Here is an 11,105-nt window from a genome sequence, read left to right as displayed (position 1 = left end):
CTACTATAACTCCATTCGGCTGCATTCGACACTCGGTTATAAAACTCCGTTCGCCTATGAAAAAGAACAATGCCGCAAAGCGGCTTAACAAAAAGTGTCCGGTTTTACTTGACCACAACAATTCTTTCTTTTCCATTCAATCATCAAAACATTCTCACATACTCATCAAACACAAAAACCCGATTTCGTTGATAGCCGGTCGTCTCAATCAGTATTTTTTGATCAACAAAAGCCCGAACCAGATCATTGGCCGCCTTGGGAGATAGGCCGGTCATTGACTGCACATCCTTGATAGTCACGACTGGTTTTTTAAACAGTCGGTGCAAAAACTTTATACCCGGTTTCGAACGTTTACCCATAATAAGGATACGTTCCATCTCAATTGCTTCTTTTAAATCCGTAATCTTCCTTAATGTTGCAACCGCGTTTTCTGTAGTCTGGATAACCCCTGTCAAAAAAAATTTGATCCATTGACCAAGGTCGTTTTTGGTTCGAACAAATGTCAGGTTATCGTAATACAGTATCTTATTTTTTTCAAAATAATCAGAAAGATATAACAGCGGTTTATCCAGAATACCGCTTGATACCAGATAAAGAGTAATCAGCAATCGTCCTATCCTGCCATTACCGTCTAAAAACGGATGAATGGTCTCAAACTGGTAGTGGGCTATCGCTATCTTCACCAAATGGGGCACTTTTATCTCGGAATTATGAAGGAAAAACTCAAGATCAGACATCAAGGCCGGCAGCTCAGTATGCACTGGAGGAATGTACACCGCATCCGCGAGAGTTGTTCCACCAATCCAGTTTTGAGATTGTCGGAATTCACCCGGATTTTTACGAACGCCCCTGCCGCTGGAAAGAAGTATTTTGTGGGTATTTTTTATAAGTCTATTAGATAATGGGAGCGTTTTCAGTTCCCCTATTGCCTCATTCATTGCGTTTACATAGTTATTCACCTCTTTCCAATCGTCTCTTCTTTCCGGATCAATTGCCTTCTCTTCAATAAACGCTTCTTCGATATTGGTTCGGGTGCCCTCAATTCGACTGGAAACCACTGCCTCCTTAAAAATGTGCATGATGATGAACATGTCTGTATCAGGCACAAATCGGGAAAAGGAATTTAGTTCCCCGAGTTTAAATGAGGCTTTTTCCAACAGTTTATTGATAACCTCATCGACCCAAAAAAAGGAATGGTTAATTTTCTCAGGTAAAAAGTAGTGATATTCATATCCCTTGGCATATGAACCTGCTTTGAAATCCTTAATATTCATAACACTCCCAAAGTAAAATATAGATTTTTATATTTTACTTTATCATATAAAAGTAAAATATGCATTAGTTTATTTTACTTTTTCACTTTTACCGTTTATTTCTACAGAAATTTAACAAAGTAGCCGACTACGCCCCAAAAGCTTCATAAATTCAAAGATAGAAATCGTGTTTAAAACTTTTGGATACTGGATTGAAGTGGAAACAAGCCAGTTTTTTAGGTGCATATGATAACATATTTGATAAAAATTGTCCGGAATTCTAAATATTTGGCTGATTAACTCTTTGCCGATTACCTAAAATATAGAAATAAAGCGATTTGAGGTTGGAAATAGGGCTGGAAACGAAAAAATAGGACATTAAAAAAGGGCTTACTGTTTCCCGTAAACCCTTATGAATATTGGTGGTGATCCCAACGGGATTCGAACCCGTGTTATCCCGCTGAAAAGCGGGACGTCCTAACCTATATAAAAAGAGCCCCACATTCGAGGCTCTCTTGGTTTCCTGGTGATCCCAACGGGATTCGAACCCGTGTTACTGGCGTGAGAGGCCAGCGTCCTAACCACTAGACGATGGGACCTGTATTTGAGCCATGAATATAGAAAACAGGCTTTCATGTCAAGACTATTTGCTGAATTGATTTATATTAAAAAGCGTTTGTTTAAGCGATATCTCCACATCCGGCCCGCCGCACTAAGGGTTAAGTCAACTTCATCATTGAGAGACAGCCATTAAATTGCGTTAACAGCAAGTAAAATTTAGTTTGCAACAATAGATGATGACTTTGCCGAACGCCAAAAATCGTCGGTGCTGGATTTGCCTGCCGCATAATCTTCATGCCATCCCACGGGAACAGGCATTTTTTCATATAGCTCTCTGCGATCGGCCTCAAGCAGCATCCTGGGCGTGTGCATAAAATCTGCCGCACACATCACCGCTTTTCCGCTCCCAGTGTTCAGTCGCGCTATCCAGTCAAGGCCTTCATGGCTCCGCATAAGATGGTGATCGAGAATCACCATATCGATGGCTTCAGAAAGCCTTACCGCATTTTTCCAGGCCCGGTTAATCAGGCCATTCGATAACCTGGACAAATAAATGGCCGGCCCTCCCACCAGCAGGATGTCCGGCTTCCAGGCCAGAATATAAGACACCGTCTCATCATCGAGAAGCTGTATATCCGATGCGTGAACAAAAACCTGGTCTTCTTCAATCCTGGTCATCATGACGGTTTCCATCCGGTCATTTGCCTTTCCATGCGGTGCCGCCTCAGAAAATGACATGCACCCTTTTTTTTTACCTTCGGCTGGAATCAGATCGGTTTGCAGCAAGGAAGAAAGATGTTTTGCCCGCTGTGTTTCAGTCGGAGAAAAATGGCACGGGTCTTTGGTCCATATGTTACGTTTTTCATTCAATCCAATCAGTCTTTTTATGTCCAACTGATAGGGGTTGGCATCGGCCAAAGGGACGTGATCCCCATGGAAATGACTGATCACGATATCGGTGGCATTTCCCCAGGCACGTATGACCTTTTGCTGCACTTTTTCATCCACAGCGATCTGCACCGGATGAGGCAGTAGTTTTTCTCTCATGTAGCCCAAAGCCGTTCCAGGATCGATGAGTATGTTTCTGTGCTTGGTGGTCACCAAACAACAAAGACCCCTTACGCCTAAGGACTCAGCTCCAAGGATCTCTATTTGCATATCCCTTTCTCGTTAATAAGCTTCTCATATTGTTGATCAGCACCATCCGCCATGAGACTGGTTAATCTCACCCATTATCTGGTTTCTTTCCTTTTCTGAACCCGATGAGAAAGTAGGGAATAAATCCAACAAAAGGAATGGATGCAATCAGCCACCAGAACGCTTTTTTCCCCACCGTACCGAAATCTTTCTGGGCGGCATCGACAATGGCCCAGATGGTCATGAGAAAAAAAGGCACGCATAATCCCAAAAATATAGCGAACGTTTTTAATGTCATTTTCAGTCCTTGTTGAACCCGTAGATCGTCAGATTTGGACGGTTTCGTAAAAAGTTCAAATTCCCCCGCTAAAAAGCAGCGGGATAAAAAGGCGTAGCGGGATTGACGAGACCGTCAGCCTTCCAGAAGCTTGGATATCTTCAATACCGCCTCCACGTATCTTTCGCTGTGATTATAATGGTGGACCACTTTTTCCGCCTTTTGCTGGCTTAGACCCGGTTTCCATCCATGATGCTTTAAAAAATACGCAATACTGGCGATGGCATCCGCGTGGTTAAACAGATCGATACTGCCATCGTTGTTCCCGTCCTTTGCCAGTTCCGGTATATTGCTCGGCATAAATTGAGAAATGCCCATGGCGCCTGCATATGAACCCTTGATGGCCACAGGATCGATTTTTTCAAACAGGGTGTGGTTAAGAAACGCCTTTAGTTCTCTGTAGGCCCATTTTGATTTTTTATCCGCTTTTTGATCGAACTTTCCCCTGGTCAGTTCAGGGGTGTTGGATATTTCTTTCCACAGTTTTTCCCGAACCTCCACATCAAAAAGGCTGGCCAGGGTGGAAAGCGTATTTAACACAGACCTGTTTCCCAGCAGGGTGCCGCACTGAGTTTCTATCAGGATGATGGCGGTGATGACCTCTTTATCCACTCCATACGCCTTTTCCGCCCGCGAAAGTGAAGCGAGGTGCTTGTTCATGTATGACCTGGCTTTCTTAATCTGGCTTGTGACCGAATACTGGTCATAATCGAGCCTTTCTTCACTGTGGATAAAAAACAGTGACACCCCTTTGGCTTCAAAAGCAACTTTTGAGTTATGGTAAATGACTTTTATAGTTTCTTTATCAAAACCGTCGTTGACCAGTTGCTCCATCAGGGAATCAAAATGATTGCCTTTTCGCTCTGTTTCAAAGGATTGAGACGGTGCAAACAGCATCATCAACATAAAGCCAATAGTGAGGACAAAAAATTTTACATCTCTTCCGCTTTGCCGCATATATGTTATATCCTTTTATTATAATAAGTGGTTCTTCTCCAATTTAGTTGGAGAAAAGGGTTCCAGGATTCAAGGGCTCGAGGGTTCAAGTGCCTGTTGTCTATCATTTTTATCAATGTATTAGACATCCTGTCCTCTTAGTTGTAATTTCAGGCCGTATCCATCTTCTTTTAGGAAGTTTTAATTATTCTGGAAACGTGCAAACAGAGTTTATAGAACTTATACTAAGCTTTTAAGAGCCTGTAATACTATAGTGTTCCCCTCGTATCCTTGACCCCTCGACCCCTTGAATCCTTTTTTTTACTGTTTCTCATAAATATATTCCGTTTTAAACGATGAAAAACTCGTATATAAATACCGGTGAAATCCGTGTTTATCCGCGTTTATCCGTGTCCCATTTAGAACAAGCCAAAATCGGCCGGCTATTTCATTTCGCTTTTCGGCCCATGCTTTTCCAGTGGAATAGCAAAACGCTGTCGCCCTGTAAATGAGGCCAGGTGCGTGTATCCGGCTTCTCGGAGCAGGGAAATCGCCCGGTCAAAGTGCCGGCCGACGTCGTCGGGATGGTGTGCGTCTGAACCGAGGGTCATGCGGATTCCTGCCTGATGACACTTTTTTATTATACCGGGTGCCGGGTACGCTTCAGCCACCGGGTGATTATACCCGCCGGTATTAAGCTCAACGGTAAGATCTTTATCTTTGATCCGGGTGATAATTTCATCCAATTGTTTATTAAAATCGTTTACCGGCTGCCTGCCAAACTTCTTCGGCAGGTCAAGATGACAGATGACATCAAAATAGTCACATTGGAGCATGGTTTTAAGTTGAGAAAAATAAAGCCCGTACACCTCATCTGTATCGAACCTTCCCTGTTTCCAGTCCGACTGGCTGTTTACGATATCGATATTTCCGGGAAAATGAATGGAACTGCCGATCACATCAAAAGAAAACGTTTCGATGATCTGTTCCACCCGATCCGTATTCTCCGGGCTAAAATCGACCTCCAGGCCCGCCTTTACGCTGATCATACCGTTAAAACTCTTTTTCAGCTGTTGTACGGCCTGAAAATAAAAGGGGACTTCGCCCGGTGTCATTGACAGCCGGTTGCCGGGCTCGGTAAGTGTCAGGTGGTCCAGGAAACATATTTCTTGCAAACCCTTCTCCAACGCCCGCTTCACATAGGCGCCCATCACCCCCCTGGCATGATTGCAAAGTTTGGTATGGATATGATAATCGATCATTATAATCTCTCGATTCGGACTAATCCCTTACCTTTAAGCACAGAGGTAGGAATAGAAAAAAGCCTAACCACTCAGGTGGATAGACTGAAGGCTGTTAGGAAAAAACGTATCTTGAAGTCGTGTTTGGTGAACGAAGCAGATATTTCCACCAAGATATGGCAATCATCTTCTTCCGACCCCCTTCATCCCAAACACCTTCAGTCTGACTAGCTGCAAAAAGACGTTAATAAAAAGGTAAACCATCTTGATCGTATTCATCCGACATGTTATCCATATTTGAACCATAACACACTTTCAACCAATTTAACATCATGAAAAAAACCAGCAAAACAGTATTCTGCTGCCAGTCCTGCGGTTATCAGGCCCATAAATGGATGGGAAGATGCCCGGATTGCGGGGCTTGGGACAGCCTGGTGGAAGAAAAACAGACACTTAAACAGGCCAGGGGTGTAAAGCGCAGTTTGCCGGCATCTTCTGTAGCGCCGGTTCCCATTAACACCATTGATCTTAAAAATGAAACCAGGCTGCTTACCGGGATTAAGGAATTCGACCGTGCCCTGGGCGGTGGGCTGGTGGCGGGCACCCTTGTCCTTATCGGTGGCGATCCCGGTATCGGCAAATCCACCCTTATGCTGCAGGCACTTTATGGCCTGGCAAAAAACGGACGCCAGGTGCTTTACGTCTCAGGCGAAGAATCGATCAAGCAGATCCGCTTAAGAAGCAAAAGGCTTTCCACCGTATCGCCGGATATACTGGTTGTATCGGAAGTCGATCTCGATTCCATCCTGTCCATGGTTGAAAAAACCCATCCGCAGGTGCTGGTCATCGATTCGATTCAGACCATGTATAGTGCGGAACTGACGTCTGCACCCGGAAGCGTGAGCCAGGTCAGGGAATCGACGGTCCAGCTGATGCTCATGGCAAAAAAGTCCGGGATTCCCACCTTCCTGGTGGGTCACGTCACCAAAGACGGAGCCATCGCAGGGCCGAAGCTTCTGGAACATATGGTGGATACGGTTTTATATTTTGAAGGCGACCGAAACCATATTTTCCGGATTCTAAGGGCGGTCAAGAACCGATTCGGTTCGACCAATGAAATCGGCGTGTTTGAAATGAAAGAACAGGGCCTGGATGAAGTCACCAACCCTTCGGCGATGTTTCTTTCTGAGCGACCGGAAAACGCAGCGGGATCGGTGGTCACCGCCAGTATCGAAGGCTCCCGGCCGATACTTGTTGAACTCCAGGCTCTTGCCAGCAGTACCAGTTTCGGGACACCGCGCAGAACCATACTGGGACTGGATCAAAACAGGGTGGCGCTCCTGACCGCGGTGATGGAAAAAAAGTTAGGTATGCATCTAATGGGCCATGATATCTTTATGAACGTCGCCGGTGGGGTAAAAATCGATGAACCTGCCGTTGACCTTGGTGTTGTTTCCGCGGTGGCATCCAGTTTTTTGGATAAACCCATTCCGGAAGCCACCGTGGTCCTGGGTGAAGTCGGACTTACCGGTGAAGTCAGGGCCATCGGCCAGGCAGGAATACGGGTCGGCGAAGCAAAGAAAATGGGTTTTACCCGATGTCTGGTCCCGGAAAGCAACCTGAAACGCATGTCGAATATAACCGGGATCGATATGACAGGAATAAAAACTATAGCTGAATGCATTGAAACCCTATTTTAGTTCCCAACTGGTTTGCTTGGCACGCAGGTCTCGCTACTTGACATGAAATATACTTAAGGTTATGAATCGATCAGGGAAAAAACACGGTAAGTGGAACGATCACTATGCGCACCGGGCCAAAAAGGAACGCTTCCCGGCCAGATCTGTTTACAAGCTTCAGGAAATACAGCAGAAGTGCCACCTGATCAAAAAGGGGGACCGGGTGCTTGATCTGGGCTGCTGTCCCGGTTCCTGGCTGATTTATGCCGCTAAACTAACGGGAAATAAAGGACATGTGACCGGTATAGATCTTAAGCCGGTGACAATCAATCTTCCGCCGCATGTGACCAGCTGTACCGGTGATATTTTCTCCTTTGATTCATTTTCCCCATCCATAGGAAATGACTTTAACGTGGTGATGAGTGATATGGCGCCTTCCACCACCGGCATTAAAAGCGTTGATTCGGCAAGATCGTTTAATCTTTGCCAGGCGGCCCTTGAAATTGCCAAAGATGTACTGCTGCCCGGTGGCGCCTTTGCCTGCAAAATATTTCAGGGAGAAGATTTTAACCAATTTGTACATTCGGTCAAACGCTGTTTTGCCACCTGCCATATTTTCAAACCCAAAAGCAGTCGCAAAGCAAGCAAGGAAGTTTATATTATCGCTAAAAAAAAGAAGGCGTTATAATCATTAGCCGCTCACGGCTTGAAACTCGAAACTGGAAAGTAGAAACTCGTAAGAGATGAAACGAGAGCAGCACAAAAGCATGAAGGCCAAATGTCCCATTTCTATTTTCTAATTTCAGCGTTCCGTGAACGCTTACTATAATCAGGAGGTCACTATGTCAGGTCACAGTAAATGGTCATCCATTAAACATAAAAAAGGGGTCACCGATGCCAAAAGGGGAAAAATCTTCACCAAACTCATTAAAGAAATCACCGTTGCCGCACGCATGGGTGGCGGAGATCCGGATGCCAATCCCCGATTGAGGACCGCCATAGCCGCAGCAAAAAGTGAAAACATGCCCAAAGATAATATTGAAAGGGCGATAAAGAAGGGAACCGGTGAACTGGAAGGAGTGAATTACGAAGAAAGCACCTATGAAGGTTACGGTCCCGGCGGGGCTGCTGTTTTTATCGAATCGGTCACCGATAACAAAAACAGGGCGGTGGCTGATATTCGCCATATTTTCAGTAAAAACGGGGGGAATCTGGGAGAAAACGGATGTGTGGCCTGGATGTTCGATAAAAAAGGCTATATCGCCATAGAAAAAAAAGAGGTGGATGAAGATTCTTTAATGGAAACCGCCATCGAAGCCGGTGCGGAAGATGTCCGCGAGGATAACGGGTCCTTTGAAATCATCACCGAACCGGACGATTTTGAATCGGTAAAAGCGGCCATCGATCAGGCGGCTTTTGCCTATATCGATGCGGAGGTGACCATGCTCCCCCAGTCCACCACAAACCTTGAGGGAAAACAAGCCCTGCAGATGGTCAAGCTGATGGAAACCCTGGATGACTGTGATGATGTGCAGAAAGTTTATACCAATGCGGATATACCGGAGGATATCGTAAATAACATTTAAAAATTGGACGTTTTTATGCTTCGCACCTTTTCGGCCCCATGGCGGTATCGCCGTTGTGACGGTTTTTAACGAGACAGATCAACCATACGCTGTACCGCCTTTAGCGCCGGTACCCGGATATTTTCCGGCACATTCACTTCTCCTTTCATAAATTCGAGACTTGTTGCCACATCATCGAGGGAAATCCGTTTCATATCTATGCATTCCATACCGGCTGAAGCGGGATAAAATTTCTTGCCCGGGTTTGCCTTTTGCAGGGCATAAACCAGGCCCACTTCAGTTCCCACGATAAACGCTTTCTTTGCGGATTCAGCGGCATAACGTATCATTCCCGAAGTACTGGCGATCACATCCGCCAGTTGCAGTACTTCCGGCCGGCATTCAGGGTGTGCCATAAAAACGGCCTCCGGATAGTTATCTTTAACCGTCATACAGGCTTGGACCGTCAGTCCCTCATGAACCGGGCAGTATCCCTCCCACAGATGTATTTTCTTTTCGGTGTGTAAGGCGGTATACATCGCCAGGTTTCGATCAGGAACCATCATAACCTCGTTTTCATCCAGGCTGTTTACCACCTCAATGGAGTTTGCGGATGTACAGCAAACTGTAGAGATGGCCTTGACAGATGCGCTCGAATTTACATAGGTCACCACCGGCATGGGGGGCAGTTTATCCAGCCTGGCTTTCAGTTGTTCGGGTGTGACCATATCCGCCATGGGGCATCCGGCCTCTTTTACCGGAAGAAGTACGGTCTTGTCCGGTGATAAAATCGAGGCTGTTTCAGCCATAAAATGCACGCCGCAAAACAGAATCACCTCTGCATCGGTTTGGGCCGCTTTTATACTGAGCTCCAATGAATCACCGCAAAGATCCGCCAGGTCCTGAATTTCCGGCGGCTGGTAGTTATGCGCCAGCATAATCGCTTTTTTTTCTTTAAGTAATTGTTTTATTTTTTCTTTCATGTTTATCCTATCAAGTTAACTTCGATGAATTTGTAAAAAAAACCATCTCACTATTCATCCATCATTATCACATCCGTCCCCTCGGGTACAATAAAGTGAAACAGCGACTTGTCCAGGTTGAGATTAAATTTTGAATTAATCAAATCAATGACGGTTTCATCATCATATTGGTTTCGCGTGGTAATTTTTTTTATTTTAAAGGTTATTTTTGAAATTGCCAGATAAATTTCAGTGATTCCCGCTGTTTGTTCTTTGGGTAACAGCTTTAACACGTAGTCATGATCACTTTTTTGTTTTTCAAAATAAACCTCAAATTTTTCACGAATCAGCTTTATATCGGACAAAAAGCCCGCCCCTTTACCGTCCCCGAAAAAAGAAGGCGCCTTACCGATCATCACCTGGTTGTCATCCGGCTTATATACCCATAACTTTTCCCCGTTGGTGGTGATTGTTTGTTTGTCCGGCTTATCATACTCCCATCTCATCATGCCCGGGCGCTTGACATATATACTTCCTGAAGCCACGTCCGAGATGTCCATGGCTTTAAGTGTGGACTCCTGAACAAAATACGATGAAAAATCGTCCACATCGTATCTTTTTTCCACCTTATCCATGATTTCGTTTAAAGACAGCGGCTTTTCGCCTGCAATTGCAGCTGTGCCAGAAAAGATAACAGCACAAAAAAGATATAAAATTATCCTGAAATTCATTTTAAAACTCCATCTTGATAAAAAAAGCAGAAACAGGGTCAGAGACAATGTTTCAATACGTGATTGCAATCATTTTGTAAACAGTATCTTGCAGCAATTTTGATGGTGGCGTAAAAAGTATCACCCATAATTGATGACCTTACAATAAATCCCATTTATAATAACATGTGGATCAGCTTCCGATTAGTTGTAGTTAATTCAGACAAAGCATGTGAATCATCTTCAAGTGGGTCGGTGTGGTTCCAGAGGGTTCAAGGAGCCAAGGTTTCAAGGGTTCGAGTGAAATACTAAAGAATTACAAGGCGTTGAATGTCTGGTGAGAGTCATACAAACTCTGTTTAAAGATATATTAATAACAGCAAAATTCCCCAATGAAGAAAGACAACCCTTGATTACATGAGGATGCTTTACATTTCTTATGGTTCGGTTTGCGAACTGGAAACCCAGATATTATTAGCTGGAGATTTAGGCTTCATTGATAAAGGTGAATTGGATACAGCAAAAAAAGACATAGCAGAGATCGAAAGAATGTTGTACCGCTTTTCATAAATAAATTCCAAAATATGGAATTGCGGTATATGTGGTTGTAAGAAAAATCGTTTAGATTAAGAAACGTTTTTTAACAACCACTATAAAAGCGCTGATAAAATCTTTAGAAAACAAACACTTGTCGTAGTAAAACGGAGATCCCGTCATCGGGGAA

The 11,105-nt window shown here is 44.5% G+C and carries 10 protein-coding genes and 1 tRNA gene; 3 read left to right on the top strand and 8 right to left on the bottom strand.

Features of this window, described 5'->3' with window-relative positions; all coding sequences use genetic code 11:
* Positions 1 to 143: 143 nt before the first annotated feature.
* The 6 genes from SWH54_05505 to SWH54_05480 all read right to left on the bottom strand — a co-directional run bounded on the left by SWH54_05505 (position 144) and on the right by SWH54_05480 (position 5,486).
* Positions 144 to 1,274, bottom strand: a complete 1,131-nt coding sequence (locus SWH54_05505; protein MDY6790708.1) for a Fic family protein — start codon at positions 1,272 to 1,274, stop codon at positions 144 to 146.
* 503 nt (positions 1,275 to 1,777) lie between these two features.
* Positions 1,778 to 1,852, bottom strand: a tRNA-Glu gene (locus SWH54_05500).
* Positions 1,853 to 2,030: 178 nt separating this feature from the next.
* The gene (locus tag SWH54_05495; GenBank protein MDY6790707.1) at positions 2,031 to 2,972 is read right to left on the bottom strand and encodes an MBL fold metallo-hydrolase; all 942 of its coding nucleotides are present in this window, start codon (positions 2,970 to 2,972) and stop codon (positions 2,031 to 2,033) included.
* A 67-nt stretch (positions 2,973 to 3,039) separates the two neighbouring features.
* Entirely contained in the window at positions 3,040 to 3,249 is a 210-nt protein-coding gene (locus tag SWH54_05490) for a PLDc N-terminal domain-containing protein (GenBank protein MDY6790706.1), read from the bottom strand.
* 114 nt (positions 3,250 to 3,363) lie between these two features.
* A complete protein-coding gene (locus SWH54_05485; protein MDY6790705.1) occupies positions 3,364 to 4,245 on the bottom strand; it encodes a lytic murein transglycosylase in 882 nt (293 codons plus the stop codon).
* A 422-nt stretch (positions 4,246 to 4,667) separates the two neighbouring features.
* A complete protein-coding gene (locus SWH54_05480) occupies positions 4,668 to 5,486 on the bottom strand; it encodes a histidinol-phosphatase HisJ family protein (GenBank protein MDY6790704.1) in 819 nt (272 codons plus the stop codon).
* A 311-nt stretch (positions 5,487 to 5,797) separates the two neighbouring features.
* Here SWH54_05480 and radA point away from each other — a divergent pair, with 311 nt between their 5' ends.
* From radA to SWH54_05465, 3 genes are all read left to right on the top strand, one after another.
* The gene (radA, locus tag SWH54_05475; GenBank protein MDY6790703.1) at positions 5,798 to 7,165 is read left to right on the top strand and encodes a DNA repair protein RadA; all 1,368 of its coding nucleotides are present in this window, start codon (positions 5,798 to 5,800) and stop codon (positions 7,163 to 7,165) included.
* A 61-nt stretch (positions 7,166 to 7,226) separates the two neighbouring features.
* Entirely contained in the window at positions 7,227 to 7,832 is a 606-nt protein-coding gene (locus tag SWH54_05470) for an RlmE family RNA methyltransferase (protein ID MDY6790702.1), read from the top strand.
* 154 nt (positions 7,833 to 7,986) lie between these two features.
* A complete protein-coding gene (locus tag SWH54_05465; protein MDY6790701.1) occupies positions 7,987 to 8,730 on the top strand; it encodes a YebC/PmpR family DNA-binding transcriptional regulator in 744 nt (247 codons plus the stop codon).
* A 65-nt stretch (positions 8,731 to 8,795) separates the two neighbouring features.
* On the opposite strand, the gene nadA is transcribed toward SWH54_05465, so the two are convergent.
* Positions 8,796 to 9,692 (bottom strand): quinolinate synthase NadA, encoded by an 897-nt coding sequence (gene nadA / locus SWH54_05460; protein ID MDY6790700.1) that lies wholly within the window; start codon positions 9,690 to 9,692, stop codon positions 8,796 to 8,798.
* Positions 9,693 to 9,742: 50 nt separating this feature from the next.
* Complete coding sequence (gene lolA, locus SWH54_05455; GenBank protein MDY6790699.1) at positions 9,743 to 10,402, bottom strand: outer membrane lipoprotein chaperone LolA; 660 nt, start codon at positions 10,400 to 10,402, stop codon at positions 9,743 to 9,745.
* Between the last annotated feature and the right edge of the window lie 703 nt (positions 10,403 to 11,105).

The organism is Thermodesulfobacteriota bacterium (assembly GCA_034189135.1).
Classification (GTDB): Bacteria; Desulfobacterota; Desulfobacteria; order Desulfobacterales; family JAUWMJ01; genus JAUWMJ01.
Note: the sequence above shows the minus strand (reverse complement) of the source record. Positions and strands in the feature narration are given on the sequence as shown.